The organism is Flavimaricola marinus, assembly GCF_900184895.1.
GTDB lineage: Bacteria > Pseudomonadota > Alphaproteobacteria > Rhodobacterales > Rhodobacteraceae > Flavimaricola > Flavimaricola marinus.
The window spans coordinates 709702-729466 of sequence record NZ_FXZK01000001.1; the positions used below are offsets into that span (position 1 = coordinate 709702).

The following is a 19765-nucleotide window of genomic DNA, read 5'->3' on the forward strand; positions in this document are numbered from 1 at the left end:
TGACGGGGAAAATTCCCGCTTGCAGTAGTGATCGGAGAGGCAGGTCACATGACATATGACAGATTCATCAAGGCAGCAGTCGCTGGCCTTGCATTGGCATTAGCCACGGTTCCGTCGACGGCTCCGGCCGAGACGCTGCAGGTGCTGCGGGGTGCTCCGTCGTCCGCGCTTCAGGTGCCGATGAACAGGGCGGTCGTGGTCGAAAGCGATACACCCTTTGCAGAGCTTTCCATCGCCAACCCCGGCATCGCGGACATCTCGTCCCTGTCGGACCGCACGATCTACGTGCTGGGCAAGGAGCCGGGGCGGACCACGCTCACGATCCTTGGGGCCGATGGCAGCCTGATCACCAACGTCGAGGTGCACGTCACCCCCGACATCGCGGAATTCAAGGAGCGTCTGGAGCAAATCCTGCCCGGCGAGCCGATTGAAGTGCGCACCGCCAACAGCGGCATCGTGCTGTCGGGCACCGTCTCTTCCATCGCGCGGCTCGACCGGGCTCTGGAGCTGGCCGAGCGCTATGCGCCCGAGCGGGTCTCCAACCTGATGAGCGTCGGTGGCACCCAGCAGGTGATGCTGCGGGTCCAGTTCGCAGAGATGCAGCGGTCGGTCAGCCAGTCGCTGTCCTCTTCGCTGGCGCTCGGCGGCTCTGCCCTCGGCGGCGATCTCGGGCTCAGCGGCGGCACCAACACTCTGAATACGTCGAGTGACGTGAACAACGCTTTCGGCGGGCAAATCCCCCCGATCAGCCAGAACAACGGCGCAATGCTCTTCGGCTTCAACGCCGGCGGCATCGAGGTGGGCATCCTCCTCGAAGCACTGGAATCGCGCGGCATGGTCCGCACCTTGGCAGAGCCGAACCTGACCGCACTCAGCGGGCAAGAGGCACGGTTCCTTGCGGGTGGCGAATATCCGGTGCCGGTCAGCCAGGACAACGGCTCGATCACCATCGAATACAAGCCCTTCGGTGTTGAACTGAACTTCATCCCGCGGGTCATCGACGGTGACCTCATCAACCTCGAACTCGAGGCCGCGGTGTCGTCGATCGACCCGTCGAACGGCATCACGCAGGGCTCCTTCACGGTGGATGCGTTCCGCCGGCGCGAAACATCGACCACGGTCGAGATGCGCGACGGGGAAAGCTTTGCCATCGCGGGCCTTCTGTCCGACGATTTCCGTGACCTTTCGGGTCAGGTTCCATGGCTCGGGGACATCCCGGTGCTGGGCGCGCTGTTCCGCAGCGCCGACTTTGCCCGCCAGCAGACAGAGCTGGTGATCATCGTCACCCCGCACCTCGTCACACCGACCCGTGGCGAAGTCTACGCATTGCCGACCGATCGGGTCCGGCCACCGTCCGAGCGTGACCTGTTCCTCTTCGGGCGGGTTTCAAGCGACGAGGCTCCCCGCTCTGGTGGCGCTGGTGAAGTGGCGCGGCAGGACTTTAGCGGGTCCTACGGCTACGTGCTCGACTAAAGGAGGGCAGAGGCGATGAAATACCTTGCTATCACACTGGCCGCAGGCATCGCCCTGACCGGTTGCACCGCGAACGACGATATCGTCGCCTCGTTCTACCGAGAGGTGGGCACGACGCCCGATCCCGGCGGGTTCGGCACGGCGGTCAATCAGAACGTCGCGATCAACAACGGCGACGAAAGCTACCGGGTCAACCTGGCGCGCCGGTTCGACGCCGAAGTGCAAAGCACAGTGAACTTTGCCTTCAATTCGACCGCTCTTGATGCCGAAGCCCGCGCAATCCTGCGGCAACAGGCGGATTTCATCAAACAATTCCCCGAAGTGCGGTTCACCGTCTACGGTCATACCGATCTGGTCGGTTCGTCCTCGTATAACCGGCAGCTCGGCCTGCGGCGGGCGGAAACGGTGGTGCTCTACCTGACCAGCCAGGGGATCAGCCGGTCGCGGCTCGAAGCCTTGGCCTCCTTTGGCGAAACCCAGCCGCTGATCGTCACCGAGGGGCGCGAACGGGCCAACCGGCGCACCGTCACCGAGGTCTCCGGCTTTGTCGAGGATCATCCCTCGGTGCTGAACGGCAAATACGCCGAGATCATCTTCCGCGAATATATCGTCTCGGCCGAAGTGCCCGCGACGATCGGCGGGATCACAGGGGCAGAGCTCGGCACCTCCGAGTAAAGCCAAACCTCATCGAATTGCCGAAGGCGCGCCACATTTGGCGCGCCTTTTTGCATTAGAGGGGGCGCACACGCGTCGATTGTTTCACCGTCGCCGCGCGCACCGTGAACAACCCGGCCAGAATTCGGCCATCGTCGCAAGATACCAAACAATTACAGCTTTTCGGCCCCAATCTGGTCACGATCAGAGGTGATCTTAACGTCAATGGGACAAGTCCGCCCCAAGGTTTTGGTGTTCGGGCTTACTTTGGGGACAGCCCCGTCCAAACGTTACGAAGGATACGAGGCAATGAGTACGAACGCAGCACTGCAACCGGAACCGCAGCCCATCGTGGCCTGCACGATCAGCCGCGACGTCCAGATTTTCGATCTCTTGATCGAAGATATGGAAGCCGCGCTCGGAGAGAACTGGGGCGATCTGAATTTCACAGATGCGCTCGCGTTTCTCGAACAGCCCGACGCGGCAGAGCTTGAATTCGTGGCCATCGCGCTCGACAGCGAAGACGAAAGCGACCTGTCGCTGATCATCGACATCATCGGAGCGGCCAAGCAGCAGAACATCAAGGTGATCCTGATCACCGAAGACGTCACCCCCGCGGCATTGCACCAGCTTCTGCGCGAAGGCGGCGACGAATTCGTGCCCTACCCGCTTCCCGAAGGCGAATTGTCCGAGGCGATCAAGCGGGTGCAGGCGGCCGAGGTGCCCGAGGAGATCGCGCCCGAGATCCGCAACACGCTCAAGGCGACCGGCGACCGCTCCGGCGTCGTGATCCCGGTTCACGGCATGGCCGGCGGTACTGGCGCCACGACCTTCGCCGTCAACCTCGCCTGGGAGCTGGCCAACATCGACAGCGAAGAGCCGCCGCGTGTCTGCCTGCTGGATTTCGATCTGCAGTTTGGCACCGTGTCGACCTATCTCGACCTGCCGCGCCGCGAGGCCGTGCTGGAAATGCTGACCGATACCGAATCGATGGACAGCGAAGCCTTCATGCAGGCGCTGCTCAGCTTCAACCAGAAGCTGCACGTCCTGACCTCGCCCAGCGACATGATCCCGCTCGATCTGGTGACGCCGGCCGATGTCGACCGGATCATCGAAATGGCGCGGACCAACTTCGACTACGTGGTCATCGATCTGCCCTCCACGATGGTGGAGTGGTCCGAAACCGTGCTCGAAGCGGCGCATGTCTACTTCGCCACGCTCGAACTCGACATGCGGTCTGCGCAAAACACCCTGCGGCTCAAGCGGGCGTTCCAGTCCGAGGATCTGGCCTTCGACAAGCTGCGGTTCATCCTGAACCGGGCGCCGGGCTTCACCGATCTGAACGGCAAGAGCCGGGTCAAGCGCCTGGCCGAAAGCCTGGGCATCGCCATCGAGGTGCAACTGCCGGATGGCGGCAAACCCGTCGGGCAAAACGCCGATCACGGCGTGCCGATGGCCGAGGGCATCCCGAAGAACGCCCTGCGCAAGGAAATTCTGAAGCTCGCCAAGTCCGTCCACGAAGTGAACCAGTCTGACGCGGTAAAACAAAAGAGGGGCTAATCCATGTTCTCCAAGTTCAAGAAGGAAGGCGCAACAAGCGTCCCCTCGGCAGCCGGTAAAGGGGCAGCCCAACCAAAGGCGGCCTCGGTCACGCCGATCAACTCCGCACCCGCCCCGGCGGCGAAGGCGTCCTTGATGCAGGCCAACCGCAGCAAACCTGCCGAGGCACCGCCCGTGGACAAGGAGAAAAAGCGCAAGGAGCGGCTGGGCGAGATCAAGCTCGAACTGCACAAGGCGCTGTTGGACAATCTCAATCTCGGCGCGCTCGAAAAGGCGTCCGAACAGGACCTGCGCTCGGAAATCAACGCGATCGCCACCGAAACGCTCGACGAGATGGGCGTGGTGCTCAACCGCGACGAGCGGCAGCATCTCAGCCAGGATCTCTACGACGAAGTGCGGGGGCTCGGCCCCCTCGAGACGCTTCTCAAGGACGACACCGTCAACGATATTCTGGTCAACGGCCCGCAACAGATTTTTGTCGAACGGGCCGGCAAGCTGCAATTGACCGACATTACCTTCAAGGATGAACGGCACCTGCTGCGGATCATCGACAAGATCGTGTCGGCCGTGGGCCGGCGCGTGGATGAAAGCAACCCCTACGTCGACGCCCGTCTGCAAGACGGCTCGCGCTTCAACGCGATGGTCAGCCCGATTGCGGTCGATGGCAGCCTGGTGTCGATTCGTAAGTTCAAAAAGGACAAGCTGGCGATTGACGACCTCGTGAAATTCGGGGCCTTCACCGAGGAGATGGCGGCATATCTGCAAGCGGCGGTCGCAACCCGGCTCAACGTGATCGTCTCTGGCGGTACCGGTTCGGGTAAGACGACGACGCTCAACGCGCTGTCCTCCTTTATCGACAACTCCGAACGCATTCTCACGATCGAGGATACGGCCGAACTTCAACTCCAGCAGACCCATGTCGGCCGGATGGAAAGCCGGCCGCCCAACGTCGAAGGCAAAGGCGCGGTGTCGCAGCGTGACTGTCTGAAGAACGCCCTGCGGATGCGGCCCGACCGGATCATCGTGGGTGAGACGCGCGGCGAGGAAGTCATCGACATGCTTCAAGCCATGAACACGGGTCACGACGGGTCGATGACCACGATCCACGCCAACTCGGCGCGGGACGGGATCAGCCGTCTGGAAAACATGATCGCGATGGCCGGCATCGAAATGCCGATCAAGGCGATCCGGTCCCAGATCGCCTCGGCTGTGAACCTGATCGTGCAGGCCTCGCGTCTGCAGGACGGTTCGCGGCGCATGACGTCGATCACCGAGATCACCGGCATGGAAGGTGAAGTCATCTCGATGCAGGAAGTCTTCCGCTATCAGCGGGTCGGCCTGACGCCGGACAACAAGATCATTGGTCACTTCACCGCAACCGGTGTGCGCAGCCACTTCTCCGAGCGGTTCCGCCTCTGGGGCTACGACCTTCCCGCCTCGATCTTTGAACCCTTCGCAGCAGAGTAGATCTCATGGAAATATCAGCCGAACCAATTATCTACGGCCTCATATTCGTCGCTGTTCTGTTGCTGGTCGAGGGCCTGTATCTGACGGTCTTTGGCAAATCGATCAGCCTCAACAACCGGGTCAACCGGCGGTTGGAGCTGCTCGACAAGGGCGGCAACCGCGAACAGGTGCTGGAACAACTCCGCAAGGAGATGACCCAGCACATGAAATCTCAGAGCATCCCGCTCTATTCGATCCTCGCCAACAAGGCGCAAAAGGCGAACATCGCCTTTTCGCCGGTTCAGTTGATGCTGATCATGGGCGTGCTCGCCTTCGTGGCCTTCATGGGGCTGACCATCGGCACAGATACCGAAACCCCGGTGCGGGCGGCCGTGTCGCTGCTGATGGGGGTCGGCGGCGTCTATCTCTGGGTCGACAACAAGGCCAAGAAACGGTCCGCGATGATCGAAGAGCAACTGCCCGACGCGGTCGAACTGATGGTGCGGTCGCTCCGCGTGGGGCACCCGTTCAGCTCGGCCATCGGTATCGTCGCCAAGGAGGTGCCCGATCCGCTGGGGTCCGAAATGGGCGTGATCGCGGACGAGGCGGCCTACGGGCGGGATCTCGGCGACGCGCTCAAGACCATGGCCGAACGGATCGACATGCAGGATTTGCGCTTCCTGGCCGTGGCGGTTTCGATCCAGCAAACCGCCGGTGGTAACCTCGCCGAGATCCTCGACGGTCTGGCCAAGGTGATCCGGGCGCGGTTCAAGCTGTTCCGGCGGGTCAAGGCGATCACCGCCGAGGCGAAGTGGTCAGGCACGTTCCTGTCCGGCTTCCCCCTGCTGGCACTGGTGGCGATCAACCTGATCGAGCCGAACTATTATGACGACGTCAAAGACACGGATGTCTTCGTTCCGGCCTGTCTGGCCGTGGCCGCTTTCCTCGTGGCGAACGTCTTCGTCATGAAAAGCCTCGTCAACATCAAGGTCTGAGAGGACACCATGGAAGCTGTGACCAACATTCAGACACTGCTGACCGACCTGCTCGGCCCCTTCGGGCCGCTGATCGTGGTCGGCTTTCTGGGGCTCATCCTGATCGGTGTCACCCTGCCCACCCTGATGAAAAAGCAGGTCGACCCGCTCGACAAGCTCAACCCGGCGAACCGGGCCAAGGCCGAGGCCAATCCAAAGGCCGAACGGTTGCGGCAGGCAGGCGGCAAGGACAAGCTGGAGAAATTCTCCAACTTCCTCGAACCGCAGGATGAAGAAGCCTACTCGGCGGTGCGACTCAAACTGCTTCAGGCCGGCTACCGGACCAAGAACGCGGTGCGGATCTACCACTTCATGCAGTTCACGCTCGGCGTGATGTTCCTGATCGGGGGCGTGATCTACGCGATCTACATCTCGGCCACGGGCGAACCCTCGACCGCGCAGATGATCCTCTACACGCTCGGGCCAGGCGGCGCCGGCTACATGCTGCCCAAATACTGGGTCACCCGGCGGCAGGCGACGCGGCAGGAAAACATCGTCAACGGCTTTCCCGACAGCCTCGACATGATGCTGGTCTGCGTCGAGGCCGGGCAATCGCTCGATCAGGCGATCATCCGGGTTTCGGTCGAGCTGCGGGCCGGTTTCCCTGATCTGGCCGATGAATACCAGCTGGTCAGCTACGAGATGAAGGCCGGCAAGGACAAGGTCAGCGTGCTGCGCGACATGTCCGAACGGTGCGGCGTGCCGGACGTGTCCTCCTTTGTGACCGTGTTGATCCAGTCGCAGCAGTTCGGCACCTCGATTGCCGAAGCCCTGCGGGTGTTCTCTGCGGAAATGCGTGACAAACGTGTCATGCGTGCCGAAGAAAAGGCAAATAAATTGCCCACCAAGATGACACTGGCCACCATGATGTTGACGGTTCCGCCGCTTCTGATCATTCTGATCGGGCCGTCGATCTACGAGATTTCGACAATCTTGGGCGGCGAGTTGCCATAACAGGGCCGGAGCAACCGGCCACAAGAGGCCGATGCGCTGGCATAGAACAGTCTTAGTCGCGGCTCTGACCGCTTTGGCCGCCTGCACGTCAGGCGGCTTTGGCGCGTCGCCAGACGGGATCTACGCGCCGGGCGTGGCGCCGCGCGGGGCCGAGGTCGATCCGATGGTCGTCGGGCACCGGCTGATGGAGGCCAACGAGTTCGAGCTCGCCCTCGAAGCCTATACCCGGGCCGCCGGGCAACAGGGGCTCAACGTCGACACGCTCTCGGCTCTGGGGTCCGCCAATCTGCGGTTGGGGCGGCTCGGTCAGGCCGAAACGCTACTGCGACGGGCCGTCGAGGAAGATCCGACCTTCGCCGCCGCCTGGAACAATCTGGGCGTGATCCTCATGGAACGGGGCAAAACCGCCGAAGCGGCCGAGACGTTCCGTCGCGCTTTTGCCACGGACAACGGCAATAGCGACGAAATTCGGGCTAACCTCGCCTTGGCGCTCGCAAAACTGGAAAATCCGGGCTACCTTCCCTCTCAAGAGAACGAACAGTTCCAATTGGTTTACGGCAACGACGACGTCGAACCACTCTGAGAGGCAAGAGCAGCAAGAGGACGCACTAAATGCGCCACCCCATCAGGTTTCTAATCCCGGTCGCTGGGCTGATCGCCCTCGTGGCCTGTGACTCCACCAGCGACGCAGAAGTCAGCCGGGCTTTGCAGGACGTCAACGTGGTTGATGAATCCAACCTCAACGACGTGATGCTGACCGTGGCCGACCCGAACGAAGCGGTCGCCTACTTCCAGCGGTCGCTGGCCGATAACCCCGACAGGATCGACCTCATGCGCGGGCTTGGCCTGTCGATGATCCGGGCCGGGCGCCCGACCGAGGCGATCCCCGCATGGCAGAACGTGGTCGCCCACCCCGAGGCGACGCCGTCCGACAGCGTGGAACTGGCCGATGCGCTGATCCGGGCCAACCGCTGGGACGAAGCCGAAGCCGTGCTCGACAGCGTGCCGCCCACCCACGAGACGTTCAAACGCTACCGGCTCGAAGCCATGGTCGCCGACAGCAACGAGGAATGGGGCAACGCCGACAGCTTCTATGAAATCGCCGTGGGGCTGACGACAACCCCGGCCGGCGTGCTGAATAACTGGGGCTTTTCCAAGCTGACGCGCGGTGATTACCGGGATGCAGAGCGGCTGTTCACCGACGCCCTGCGGCACGAACCCAACCTGTTCACCGCCAAGAACAACCTCGTTCTGGCCCGTGGGGCGCAGCGCAACTACGATCTGCCGGTCATCGCGATGACCCAGATCGAACGGGCGCAGCTGCTCTACACTCTGGCGCTGACAGCGATCAAGCAAAGCGATCTGACCATCGGCAAGGGTCTGCTGCAAGAAGCGATCGAAACCCATCCGCAGCACTTCGAAGAGGCCGTCCGGGCGCTTCGGGCGCTCGAGGATGACGCGACTTGATCACCACCGCGACCACGGCCCTCTGGTTTCTGCCCGCCGTCATCCCGATCAGCCTCTACGTGGCCTATTCGGACCTGTCCAAGATGATCATCCCGAACAAGGCGGTATACGCCTTGGTCGCGGCCTTTGCGGTGCTGGGGCTGCTGGCCCTGCCGTTCCCGGATTACCTCTGGCGCTGGTCGCATCTGGTCGTGGTGCTGGTCATCGGAATCGCGATGAACGCCGCCCGGCTGCTCGGGGCCGGTGACGCCAAGTTCTCGGCCGCCGCAGCACCCTTCATCGCCCTTGGCGATTGGACCATCGTGCTCTCGCTGTTCACCGTCTTCGTGCTGGTCAGCGTCATCGGACACCGGATCGCCAAGGCCACGCCGCTGCGCAATCTGGCGCCCGATTGGAAAAGCTGGTCGCAAGGCAAACGGTTCCCGATGGGGCTGCCTCTGGCGGCCACGCTCACCGGGTATCTGGTGTTGGCCGTCATCCGGGGCTGACGGCCGTACGACGCCGCAGAACCGCACCACAGCCTCCCTCATTTCGCCACAAAGGGCCTGCTTAATCGGGCCAACCTCCACACCCGCGCGGGCGTGGACCCTTTTGGCCAATGGGGCAGAGCACAATGAATATGCAAGTCAGCGGCGTCATGGCGCCACCCGCACCGAAAACCATCGACGGGATGCAACTCCCGCTCGTGATGATGCGGGACATCCTGCTCAAGACCATGTTCCGCAAGAACGTGACGCATGTGACCGAACTGGCGCGGGCGATCTGCCTGCCGATCCCGGTCACGCAAGAGCTTGTCGACCTCGCGCGCAGCCAGAAGCTGCTCGAAGCGATGGGCACCATGCACGCCACCTCCAGCGCCGAAATGGCCTATCAGCTCACCGATGCCGGCAAGGCCCGCGCCCTCGACGCGCTGTCGCAGTCGGAATATTTCGGGGCGATGCCGGTCCCGCTCGACGTTTACCGCGAACAGGTGCAACGGCAATCAATCCGCAACATTCAGGTCACGCGGGATCAACTCCTCGCCGCGATGGGGCACCTGATCCTGCCCAAGGAGCTGCTCGACCACCTCGGCCCCGCCGTCGGCGCCGGTCGCTCGATCCTGATGTATGGCCCGCCCGGCAACGGGAAATCCTCGATCTCCAACGGTATTCGGGATGCGCTCGGCGACAAGATCTATGTGCCTCGCGCCATCGAATACGCCGGTCAGGTGATCACCGTCTATGACCCCATCGTGCACTCGGCCGCCGAAGAGGACGTGGACGACCCCAACGCGCTCCGCCGCACCTCCGGCCGGTTCGACACGCGCTATGTGCGCTGCGAACGGCCCACCGTCGTGACGGGCGGTGAACTGTCGTTGTCGATGCTCGATCTGGTCTACAACCCCGTCGCGCGGACCTATCAGGCGCCGCTGCAAATGAAATCCACCGGCGGCATCTTCATCGTCGACGACCTTGGCCGCCAGAAAGAACCGCCGCAGGCCATCGTCAACCGCTGGATCGTGCCGCTCGAAGAAAACCGCGACATTCTGGCCCTGCAATCGGGTGAGAAGTTCGAGGTGCCTTTCGACACGCTGGTGATCTTCTCGACCAACTTCCACCCCAACGAAATCTTCGACAAAGCGGCCCTTCGCCGGATCTTCTTCAAAATCAAGGTCGACGGCCCCGATCAGGAGGACTTCCTCAAGATCTTCGCGATGGTCGCCCGCAAGCGCAAGATGCCGCTCGACGAAGAGGCGCTGATCCATCTGTTGCAGGTGAAATACCCCACGATCGACAACATCTACGCCAACTATCAGCCGATCTTCCTGATCGACCAGATGATCTCGATCTGCGAATTCGAGGGCATCCCCTACCAGATGTCCCCCGAACTCATCGACCGGGCATGGGCCAACATGTTCGTCCGCGAAGAAGAAATCGTGCATTAGCGCGAAATCGCAAGGCGATTTAGCGACAGTGCGGGAAAGCGATTGGCCCTCTTCGGGCCAATTGCGGCCGGCACCCGGCCGAGGTCATCCCCAACCAATCCCTACCGCCGCCTCATGGCCTCTTTCAAAAGTGCCTCGACCTCTTTTGGCGCCCGCGCATACCGCACCAAATCAATAGGCTTCCCGGATATATGCTCCGCATCCTCCGCATGCGGATCGGCCCCACACGCCAAAAGATGGGCAATGACCTTCGGAGACGACCGAAAAACAGCCGCATGCAAAACTGTCTCATCCAAAGTCATCCGCTGATTTATCCGCGCGCCCGCCGCGAGCAACAGATCAATGATCGCAATCGTCAGATCCGACTTGTTCACCTTCAACGGCAGCGACTCTGTCTCCACCTCAAGCGCGGATTTCAGCGGGATATATCCCTCACCGTCCTGATAGTTGACGTCCGGCCCCTTGCTCAGGACCCACGCAATCGTGTCGAGATTGCAGGTGTGGATCGCATTGGTCAGCCATTGGCGGCTGAGTAAATCGTCGAGCCCCAACGGAAACGGCGGGTTCTCTGTGGCGATCAATTCCAACATCGCAATATCGCCCTCCGTCATCGAGTCATGCACCAGATAAAAGAAGTCGACATGCGGCTGTTTTTCGATATCCATTCGCCACCTCCGCACCAAGCTGTCCCGGACTCTACAAGAACAGGCCAATCCGTCAATTCCACGTCGCCGTCACGTAAGGTGGGTCAAAATCCACCCTACGTGTAAGGTGGGTTTAAACCCAACTTACCTTGACGCCGCTGCGTGCACTGCCACCTATAGGCCATGACCGCCCTGCCCCCCGCCTTTCACGACTGGTTCACCTCCCGCGGATGGGCGCTCCACCCGCACCAGCAGGCGATGCTCGACCGGGCCGACGCCCCTGCCCTGCTGCTCATCGCCCCCACCGGCGGGGGCAAGACGCTGGCGGGCTTCCTGCCCAGCCTCGCCGAACTGGCCGATGGCACGCACCAAGGGCTGCACACGCTCTACGTCAGCCCGCTCAAGGCGCTCGCGGCCGACATAAAGCGCAACCTGACGACCCCCGTCACCGAAATGGGGCTGCCCATTAGGATCGAAGACCGAACCGGAGACACCTCCTACACAAAGAAGCGGCGCCAAAGGGCCGATCCGCCCCACATCCTGCTGACGACGCCCGAAAGCCTCGCCCTGCTCACCAGCTACGAAGACGCCCCGCGGATGTTCGCAGGGCTCAGCCGGGTGATCATCGACGAAATCCACGCATTGTCAGAGAGCAAGCGGGGCGATCAACTGATGCTCGCCCTGTCGCGGCTGCAGGCGATGGCCCCCGGCCTGCGCCGCGTCGGGCTGTCGGCCACCGTCGAAGACCCGGACGCCATCGCCCGGCAACTGGCACGGCACCCCGACGCTTGCGAGATCCTGCACGCCGATCCGGGGCCGAACCCGGATATCTCGATGCTGACGACCGAAGAGCTTCCGCCCTGGGCCGGCGGCGGTGCGGCCTACGCGATCCCCGCCGTGCTCGAGCAGGTCAAACGGCACAAGACGACGCTGATCTTTCACAACACCCGCGCGCAGGCCGAGATCTTCTTTCACAACCTCTGGCTCGCCAATACCGACGATCTGCCGATCGGCATCCACCACGGCAGCCTCGACCGGGAACAGCGGGCCAAGGTGGAATCCGCGATGGTCGCCGGGCACCTGCGGGCCATCGTCTGCACCGGCTCGCTCGATCTCGGCATCGACTGGGGCGACGTCGATCTGGTGATCCAGATCGGCGCTCCGAAAAACGTCAAGCGGCTGATCCAGCGGATCGGGCGGGCCAACCACCGCTACAACGCGCCCTCCAAGGCGCTGCTGGTGCCCGCCAACCGGTTCGAGATCGTCGAATGCGTCGCCGCCCTGGAGGCGGCCCGCGAGCATGACCTCGACGGAGACCCACGCGGCCCCGGCCCCCGTGACGTGCTCTGCCAGCACATTCTGATCCGGGCCTGCGCCGGACCGTTCTACGCCACGGAGCTGTTCCGCGAAGTCAAAACCGTCGGTGCCTACTCCGACCTGTCGCGCGCCGCCTTCGACGACTGCCTCGAGTTCTGCGCCACCGGCGGCTATGCGCTCCGGGCCTACGACCGTTGGCAACGGCTCAAGGAAACCGATGGGCTCTGGCACCTGCGCGACCCGCGCTCGGCGCTGCGGATCCGCATGAACATCGGGACGATTCAGGACACTGACACGCTCAAGGTGCGGTTCAAGGGCAGCTTCAAACCGCTGGGCGAGATCGAAGAGAGCTTTGCCGCCACGCTGACGCCCGGCGACACCTTCCTGATCGGCGGGCAGGTGGTGCGCTACGAGGGTTTGCGCGAGATGACCGTCGAGGTCAGCCGCCGGGCGGACAAAAAGCCCAAGATCGCCACCTTCATGGGCACCAAATTCGCCACCTCGACCCAGCTTCAGGCGCGGATCCTGCGGATGTTTCAGCAAGATACGTGGCCCGAATTGCCGCAGCACACCGCCGATTGGCTGGCGCTGCAACGCGAGGTCAGCCGGATGCCCGAAGCAGACAGGATCCTCGTGGAATCCTTCCCCTTCGATGGGCGCGAGCACACCTGCTTCTACGGCTTTGCCGGACGGAATGCCCAGCAAACGCTGGGGCTGCTCGTCACCAAACGGATGGAGGATCTGGGGCTGAGCCCGCTGGGCTTTGTCGCCACGGACTACGCCACGCTGGTCTGGGGGCTGGAACGGGTGGACGACCCGACGCCGCTGTTTACCGGCGAGAACCTGCGCGACGGGTTCGAGACATGGCTGTCCGGCAACGCGGTGATGAAAAAGACCTTTCGGACCGTCGCCAACATCGCCGGGCTGATCGAGCGCAACCAGCCACAGGGCAAGAAGACCGGGCGGCAGGCCACGTTTTCCAGCGACATCCTCTACGACACCCTGCACAAGTACGATCCCGATCACCTGATGATGCGGATCACCCGCGAGGAAGCCCTTCAGGGGCTCGTCGATTTCGGGAGGATCGAAGAGATGATCGCACGGACAGCGGGACGGATCGACCATGTGACGCTCGACCGGGTCACGCCGCTGGCCGCGCCCATGCTGCTCGAGGTCGGGCGGGTGCCGATTGCCGGCGAGGGCCGGGACAGGATCGTCGCGGAGACAGCGGCCAAGCTGATGCAAGAGGCGGGGCTGGACGACGGAGGAGCCTAGTCCAGCGCGGCAAGCTGCGCTTCCAACTCGTGCAGTCTGGCATGGTGCCACGCGATCTCGTGGCGCAGGCGCTGCACATGCGAGGCGTCGCGGTCCGCATGGGCCAGAAAGACCGGGGCGAGCGCCACAGGCGGATAGTCCGGCACGTTGACCCGGTCCAGAGGATGCGGAAGCACGAGGGGCAACTGCGCCTCACGGACACGATCCTTGCGCAGAAATGTCAGCTCCATGACCCGCGAGATCAGCAGGTTCGACACGATCATCTCTTCGGTGCGGAAATTGTTGGGATGGATGTGCACGCAGGTGAAATCCTGTTCGAGCTTCGCCATGGCGGGATCGAAAACGGCATCCAGAAACGCAAAGTCAGGCAGCAGATGCAGACAATGGATCTCGATGACGATGATGCGAAACCGGCGCAGCGTCTCCGGGCTGGCATTCATCAGGTTGCGATATTCCGCACCCTCGATGTCCATCTGCAGGATCAGATCGGTGTCGGGCGCGGTATTCTCGCGGACCCAATCGTCCAGAACGATGGCATCCTCCGCCGGCGCGACATCCAGCCACTTCTTTTCAAAGCTCTGCATTCCCTCGATCAGAGGCGTGCGAAAGGAGCCGATATCCGAAGAGTTGTCACAGATGAACGTCTTGATTCCGTGATCGCGGACCAACTGATCCTCGAAATCCTTGAAATTGTCGCAGCCGGGGGAAAAGCAGGCTTCGATCCCGTCCAGATCGTCCGGAACCAGATAGCCGCCGTCGTCCGCCGGACCGATACGGACCAGCTCGACGCCGCAGGGGCGCGGCGCGATTCGCTTGAGGGATTGCAGGATTCGGGCGCGCTTGGCCCGGCCCTGTTCATGGCCCGCCGCAAGATCGACACCGTTGCGACCCAGCAGATCCTGCGTGACGCCGAACTGGCGAAAGATGTTCTCCGGGCTAGACACAGACATCCCCTGACGATCCCAGTCGAGTCCTAGCGGAGCATCAAGGCATTGGCCAGCGTCGCCATGCACGGCCAAGGCGCCATGGCGCTTTCACGTCGGCACAAAGGCCGGTAAGAACACAGCATGAACAGCGTTGATTTCCCCCTCTGCGGCGCCATGCTGACCGCCCTGCCCTCCGGGGCGCTCTGGGATCGGAGCGCCGGCCTGCTCTGCGTCTCCGATCTGCACCTGTGCCGGTCAGAACGGGTCGCGCGCACGGCGGGGCCGATGCTGCCGCCCTACGAGAACCGGGCCACGCTCGACAGGCTGGCGGCGGATATCGAGGCGACAAAGGCGCATAGCGTGATCTGCCTCGGGGACAGCTTCGACGATCTGGCCGGGGCCGAGGCGCTGGAAGAAGATTGCCGGACCTTGCTGCTCCAGCTTCAGGCCGGCCGACGCTGGATCTGGATCGAGGGCAACCACGATCCCGGCCCCGTCGATCTGGGCGGCAGCCATCTGGCCGAAATCACCGTGGACGGGCTCACCTACCGGCATATCGCGACCGCCGATCCGCAAGGCGAGATCTCGGGGCACTACCATCCGAAACTTTCGCTGGCGGGGCCAGCGCGACGGTGCTTCGTGTTTGATGGTGCGCGGTGCATCCTGCCCGCCTACGGGGCCTATACCGGGGGCATGTCGGCGCTCGATCCGACGCTGCGGGGGCTGTTCGATGCGCGCGCCTATGCCGTGCTCACCGGCAAACGGGCGATCCTCAGCCCGCTACCTGCTTCTTCTCTGCGGAGATCAGGCCCGCGGCGATCAGGTTTGGCCGGTAAGTTCGGCTGACAGGGACGCGGCTGCCGTCGATCATCTCGACCATCTCGCGGCCGTTCTCCGTCACGACGCCAAGGATCGACGAGCGGACGACCCAATGCGAACGGTGCACGCAAAATCCGTCCAGTTCCTCTGCCTCTTCGACCGCGTCGCCAAAGCGCATCAGGATGCGTTGGCTCGGCTTGCCGAGCATAACGACCTCGACATAGTGATCCTGCACCGTCATGCGCAAAATGTCCTTGGCGGTCACGCCCTCCAGACGGCGGAGCAGGCGCGGCTCGGCTGGCTCTTCGACCACGGCAGGCTGATCGGCATTGGCCATGCTGGGCCAGTTGATCTTGATCACCCGTTGCAGCAGTGCAATGCAGGCCGTGATCGAAAACACTTCGATCAACAGGTTTGGAAACGGCAATGTGTTGGACGTCGACATCGTCAGCGCGATCGACACGACCGGGGTAAACAGCAGCGAGAACAGGACGGAAATGATCCCGTCATGAAGCCAATGGTTCAGCTTCGGCGCCAGCGCGAAAAGCATCGCGCACAAGCCGTAGGCCACCACGAGAGCCACCGCGATCGTGCTCGGCCAGAACAAGACGCGGATCGGCAGAGCCATGGAATCGTAGGTGCCGAAAGGGCCAGCCACAACGGTCAGGACAGACGAAACGAACCAGATCCAAGGAGCAACCGGTGCTCTCAGAAGCACTAGAAATTCGTCACGTAGTCCTGCCAACTTTTCCCACCCTTGTCTCTTTTTCCGGCATCGAAAGGAGGTTGACCCCAAAGCACCGTCAAAACAAGCATGAAACCTTATGACGTTGCGAAGGTAGGGGAAACCATACCCAAAACTCCCCATTTCCATCGGGAAACGGCGTGTTTTGCGGGTCTAGGCGGTCAGACCCTCGGGCTCGACAAGGCCATGTGCGCGGCAGCAGGCGGTCAGCGTATTGGCCAGAAGGCAGGCGATCGTCATCGGGCCGACGCCACCCGGCACCGGGGTGATGGCCCCCGCCACCTGCACCGCGCTGTCGAAATGCACGTCGCCGACAAGGCGGGTCTTGCCGCCCTCTGCGGGGATGCGGTTGATGCCCACGTCGATGACGGTCGCACCCGGCTTGATCCAGTCGCCCTGCACCATTTCGGGGCGGCCGACGGCGGCGACGACGATATCGGCCCGGCGGACGACAGCGGGCAGATCCTTGGTGCGGCTGTGCGCGACAGTCACCGTGCAGCTATCGCCCAGGAGAAGCATCGCCATCGGCTTGCCCACGATGTTGGACCGGCCAATCACGACGGCATTCATCCCCGACAGGCTGCCGTGATGATCGCGCAGCATCATCAGGCTGCCCAGCGGAGTGCAGGGGACCATGGCCTTCTGGCCGGTGCCAAGCAGACCGACGTTCGAGATATGAAACCCGTCCACATCCTTGGCCGGGTCGATGCTGTTGATCACCAGATCGCTGTCCAGATGCGGCGGCAGAGGCAGTTGGACCAAGATGCCGTGAACGGCAGGATCGGCGTTCAGCCGGGCAATGAGGTCGAGCAACGTCGCCTCGTCGGTCTCGGCGTCGAGCTTGTGCTCGAACGATGCCATGCCCACCTCGACGGTCTGTTTGCCCTTGGAGCGGACATAGACCTGACTGGCCGGATCCTCGCCCACCAGCACCACGGCCAGACCGGGGGTCACCCCGGCCTCTTCGCGGATGCGGGTCACGTGATCGGCCACCCGAGCACGGATGCCCGCGGCAAAGGCCTTGCCGTCGATAAGCGTGGCGGTCATGGTCGTCTCCTTGTTCTCAGGCGCTCCGTGCAGGGTCAGAACAACCCTTCGATCTGGCCGTCGTCGTTCAGCCGGATCGATTCCGCGGACGGAATACGCGGAAGTCCGGGCATTGTCATGATCTCTCCGCAGATCACCACGACAAATCCGGCACCGGCGGACAATCGAACCTCGCGGATCGGCACCGAATGGCCGGTCGGAGCGCCGCGCAGGTTGGGATCGGTCGAGAACGAATACTGGGTCTTGGCCATGCAGATCGGCAGATGGCCATAGCCCTGCTCTTCCCAGGCGGCAAGCTGGTTGCGGACCGACTTGTCGGCCAACACCGCGTCCGCGTGGTAGATGCGCTTGGCGATGGTTTCGACCTTCTTCATCAAGGGCATGTCGTCGGGATAGAGCGGCGCAAAGGCAGAAGTGCCACCCTCGGCCAGTTCCACGACCTTGCGGGCCAAATCCTCGATCCCTTCGGAGCCCATCGCCCAGTGGCGGCACTCGATCGCCTCGGCCCCCTGCGCGGCGATATAGTCCTGCACCGCCTTCACCTCGGCCTCCGTGTCGGTGACGAAATGGTTGATGGCGACGACGACCGGCACGCCAAAGCTCTTGAGGTTGGCCAGATGGCGGCCAAGGTTCGGGCAACCGGCCTCCACAGCGGCGACGTTCTCCTCGCCCAGATCGGCCTTGGCCACGCCGCCGTTCATCTTCATGGCGCGGACCGTGGCCACAAGGACAACCGCATCCGGGGCGAGGCCGGCCTTGCGGCACTTGATGTTCATGAACTTCTCGGCACCCAGATCGGCCCCAAAACCGGCCTCTGTCACCACGTAGTCGGCGATCTTCAGGGCGGTCGTGGTCGCGGTGACGGAGTTGCAGCCATGGGCGATGTTGGCGAACGGGCCGCCATGCACGAAGGCGGGGTTGTTCTCCAGCGTCTGCACGAGGTTCGGCTGCATCGCATCCTTGAGGAGCACCGTCATCGCGCCATCGGCCTTGATATCGCGGCAAAAAACGGGCGAGCGGTCGCGGCGATAGGCCACGATCATATTGCCCAACCGCTCCTGCAAATCGGCCAGATCACGGGCCAGACAGAGGATCGCCATCACCTCGGAGGCGACGGTGATGTCAAACCCGGTCTCGCGCGGAAATCCGTTGGCAACGCCACCTAGCGACGCGGTGATCTGGCGAAGCGCCCGGTCGTTCATATCGAGAACACGGCGCCATACGATGCGACGAATGTCGATCTCCAGCTCGTTGCCCCAATAGATATGGTTGTCGATCATTGCCGACAGTAGGTTATGAGCACTCGTGATGGCATGGAAATCGCCGGTAAAATGCAGGTTCATATCCTCCATCGGCACCACCTGAGCCAAGCCGCCCCCCGCGGCCCCGCCCTTCATGCCGAAGTTCGGGCCAAGGCTGGCCTCGCGGATACAGATCGCCGCCTTCTTGCCGATGCGGTTCAGCCCGTCGCCCAGACCGACGGTCGTGGTCGTCTTGCCCTCGCCCGCAGGGGTCGGGTTGATGGCGGTGACCAAGACGAGCTTGCCGTTCGGACGGTCCTGCACAGAGTTGATAAAGCTCTGGCTGACCTTGGCCTTGTCGTGGCCGTAGGGCAGCAAATCCTCTGCACCGATACCAAGTTTCGCACCGATCTCCTGAATCGGGCGTTTCTGGGCGTCGCGGGCAATCTCGATATCGGTCTTGTATGTCATCAAAGGCTCCTCCTCCGGGCGCGACATGGCCCGGTCCCTGACTTGGGTTTTACGTTGGCGCGGCGCGGCGGCGAACCGCTTTACCGACATTTCCGGCCCCGGAATCGGCGCAGGCGGGATTTATCGGCCCGACGAGGGGTCAACCGGCGACAGGCGCACGCCACGGCCGCTGTGTGGGAACGTGCAGGCGGACGGTCGCACCAAGGCGCAGCACCCCTTCGCGCTCGACCCATGCGGTCACCCCGCGCTTACCCTTGGCGGCAGTCTTGAAGCGTTTGCCATGCCCGGGGCGGGCGGTTTCGATCGTCCGAGCAGGAAGCTGGCAGGGCATGTTCAGCATATCGACGGTCAGGGTGCAGCCGCCTTCGGCCTGAAGCCGGGACGACGGCGGGATATGCGTGAAATCGGGGATGCCCTCGATCACCACGCTGGCCCCCATCCACACCGGGTCGATCGCCTCAAGGCCGAGGTCCGCGGCAATCTCGGCCAGTTCCTCGGCGCTGACGATGCTCAACTGGCGGACGTTGCGGATCTCGGTGTTGCGCTTGTATTGCTTGAGGACACGGCTGCACGACGGGCGGGTTAACCCGGCATGGACCTCGCCCTCCAGCCCCGCAAAGCTGAGCGGCATCTCGGTCAGCGGCGCACCGTCGACATAGTTTTCCACTTTGCGGTGCGGCACATGGCCCAGCCATGTGATCGTGCCAATAACGTCGGTGGGCTCCAAGGCGGGCATCGGCAATCTCCTGTGCGGTCGGGCCAGACAAA

18 protein-coding genes are annotated in these 19765 nt (G+C 62.9%); 12 read left to right on the forward strand and 6 right to left on the reverse strand.

Annotated elements, in window-relative coordinates; translation table 11 throughout:
• Positions 1 to 48: 48 nt before the first annotated feature.
• From LOM8899_RS03520 to LOM8899_RS03565, 10 genes are all read left to right on the forward strand, one after another.
• The gene (locus LOM8899_RS03520) at positions 49 to 1473 is read left to right on the forward strand and encodes a type II and III secretion system protein family protein (protein WP_093990746.1); all 1425 of its coding nucleotides are present in this window, start codon (positions 49 to 51) and stop codon (positions 1471 to 1473) included.
• 15 nt (positions 1474 to 1488) lie between these two features.
• Positions 1489 to 2148, forward strand: coding sequence for an OmpA family protein (locus tag LOM8899_RS03525; RefSeq protein ID WP_093990747.1), 660 nt, complete (start codon positions 1489 to 1491; stop codon positions 2146 to 2148).
• Positions 2149 to 2436: 288 nt separating this feature from the next.
• Positions 2437 to 3687 (forward strand): CpaE/TadZ family protein, encoded by a 1251-nt coding sequence (locus tag LOM8899_RS03530; protein WP_093991397.1) that lies wholly within the window; start codon positions 2437 to 2439, stop codon positions 3685 to 3687.
• Positions 3688 to 3690: 3 nt separating this feature from the next.
• Positions 3691 to 5154, forward strand: a complete 1464-nt coding sequence (locus tag LOM8899_RS03535) for a TadA family conjugal transfer-associated ATPase (protein WP_093990748.1) — start codon at positions 3691 to 3693, stop codon at positions 5152 to 5154.
• A 5-nt stretch (positions 5155 to 5159) separates the two neighbouring features.
• Complete coding sequence (locus tag LOM8899_RS03540) at positions 5160 to 6128, forward strand: type II secretion system F family protein (RefSeq protein ID WP_093990749.1); 969 nt, start codon at positions 5160 to 5162, stop codon at positions 6126 to 6128.
• A gap of 9 nt (positions 6129 to 6137) precedes the next feature.
• The gene (locus tag LOM8899_RS03545; protein ID WP_093990750.1) at positions 6138 to 7121 is read left to right on the forward strand and encodes a type II secretion system F family protein; all 984 of its coding nucleotides are present in this window, start codon (positions 6138 to 6140) and stop codon (positions 7119 to 7121) included.
• Between the two features lie 31 nt (positions 7122 to 7152).
• On the forward strand, positions 7153 to 7704 hold the full coding sequence (locus LOM8899_RS03550; RefSeq protein WP_093990751.1) for a tetratricopeptide repeat protein: 552 nt from the start codon (positions 7153 to 7155) through the stop codon (positions 7702 to 7704).
• A 29-nt stretch (positions 7705 to 7733) separates the two neighbouring features.
• Entirely contained in the window at positions 7734 to 8588 is an 855-nt protein-coding gene (locus LOM8899_RS03555) for a tetratricopeptide repeat protein (RefSeq protein WP_093990752.1), read from the forward strand.
• Complete coding sequence (locus LOM8899_RS03560) at positions 8585 to 9076, forward strand: prepilin peptidase (RefSeq protein ID WP_093990753.1); 492 nt, start codon at positions 8585 to 8587, stop codon at positions 9074 to 9076. Before LOM8899_RS03555 ends, LOM8899_RS03560 begins: the two co-directional genes overlap by 4 nt.
• Before the next feature lie 125 nt (positions 9077 to 9201).
• Positions 9202 to 10512: a DUF8689 domain-containing protein gene (locus LOM8899_RS03565; RefSeq protein WP_093990754.1), complete on the forward strand. Its 1311-nt coding sequence runs from the start codon at positions 9202 to 9204 to the stop codon at positions 10510 to 10512.
• A gap of 101 nt (positions 10513 to 10613) precedes the next feature.
• On the opposite strand, the gene LOM8899_RS03570 is transcribed toward LOM8899_RS03565, so the two are convergent.
• A complete protein-coding gene (locus LOM8899_RS03570) occupies positions 10614 to 11177 on the reverse strand; it encodes an ankyrin repeat domain-containing protein (RefSeq protein ID WP_093990755.1) in 564 nt (187 codons plus the stop codon).
• A 162-nt stretch (positions 11178 to 11339) separates the two neighbouring features.
• Between LOM8899_RS03570 and LOM8899_RS03575 the strand changes: the two genes are divergently transcribed.
• Positions 11340 to 13748: a ligase-associated DNA damage response DEXH box helicase gene (locus tag LOM8899_RS03575; RefSeq protein ID WP_093990756.1), complete on the forward strand. Its 2409-nt coding sequence runs from the start codon at positions 11340 to 11342 to the stop codon at positions 13746 to 13748.
• On the opposite strand, the gene LOM8899_RS03580 is transcribed toward LOM8899_RS03575, so the two are convergent.
• The gene (locus LOM8899_RS03580) at positions 13745 to 14698 is read right to left on the reverse strand and encodes an FkbM family methyltransferase (protein WP_093990757.1); all 954 of its coding nucleotides are present in this window, start codon (positions 14696 to 14698) and stop codon (positions 13745 to 13747) included. The genes LOM8899_RS03575 and LOM8899_RS03580 overlap by 4 nt on opposite strands.
• 117 nt (positions 14699 to 14815) lie before the next feature.
• Here LOM8899_RS03580 and pdeM point away from each other — a divergent pair, with 117 nt between their 5' ends.
• Entirely contained in the window at positions 14816 to 15520 is a 705-nt protein-coding gene (gene pdeM / locus LOM8899_RS03585; protein ID WP_093990758.1) for a ligase-associated DNA damage response endonuclease PdeM, read from the forward strand.
• Here pdeM and LOM8899_RS03590 read toward each other — a convergent pair.
• From LOM8899_RS03590 to LOM8899_RS03605, 4 genes are all read right to left on the reverse strand, one after another.
• Positions 15447 to 16238 (reverse strand): LytTR family DNA-binding domain-containing protein, encoded by a 792-nt coding sequence (locus LOM8899_RS03590; protein WP_168770460.1) that lies wholly within the window; start codon positions 16236 to 16238, stop codon positions 15447 to 15449. The two genes, pdeM and LOM8899_RS03590, sit on opposite strands and share 74 nt — an antisense overlap.
• Before the next feature lie 153 nt (positions 16239 to 16391).
• On the reverse strand, positions 16392 to 17285 hold the full coding sequence (folD, locus tag LOM8899_RS03595) for a bifunctional methylenetetrahydrofolate dehydrogenase/methenyltetrahydrofolate cyclohydrolase FolD (RefSeq protein WP_093990760.1): 894 nt from the start codon (positions 17283 to 17285) through the stop codon (positions 16392 to 16394).
• A 35-nt stretch (positions 17286 to 17320) separates the two neighbouring features.
• Positions 17321 to 18997, reverse strand: coding sequence for a formate--tetrahydrofolate ligase (locus LOM8899_RS03600; protein ID WP_093991398.1), 1677 nt, complete (start codon positions 18995 to 18997; stop codon positions 17321 to 17323).
• Between the two features lie 139 nt (positions 18998 to 19136).
• Positions 19137 to 19733, reverse strand: coding sequence for an MOSC domain-containing protein (locus LOM8899_RS03605; RefSeq protein WP_093990761.1), 597 nt, complete (start codon positions 19731 to 19733; stop codon positions 19137 to 19139).
• Between the last annotated feature and the right edge of the window lie 32 nt (positions 19734 to 19765).